The organism is Vibrio sp. 10N.222.46.A1, assembly GCF_041473595.1.
GTDB lineage: Bacteria > Pseudomonadota > Gammaproteobacteria > Enterobacterales > Vibrionaceae > Vibrio > Vibrio tasmaniensis_A.
Genome location: NZ_JBFRSN010000885.1, coordinates 1 through 293 on the forward strand (window position 1 = coordinate 1; position 293 = coordinate 293).

Sequence of the window (293 nt, forward strand, 5' to 3'; positions counted from 1 at the left end):
CCGTGGGTTGATGTCGAGTGCCGGATCTTTATTTCCTTGCCCGTCTAAATAAGTCACTTCAATCGCTTTTGTTTCTCCTTTTTTATCGTGAATGTTAGTTATCATTGCCGAGTGAAATGTCTGGTCCTCCGAGGAGTACACTGCTTGATGAAAATGAACATGGTCACTCTTAGGGTGTTCAATACCTAATTTATTGAGGTAAGTTTCGGCTAATGTGCCTGTGAGTGGCTGACTGGTTTGTATATATTCTTTCGCTCTCTCTTCAAATTGTGCCATGTGTTTTGGCGTAGTAG

The 293-nt window shown here is 42.0% G+C and carries 1 protein-coding gene; it reads right to left on the reverse strand.

The features are described from left to right. Positions 1–293: hypothetical protein (locus AB4496_RS21485; RefSeq protein ID WP_372131898.1), on the reverse strand; the 293-nt coding region annotated here is incomplete at both ends.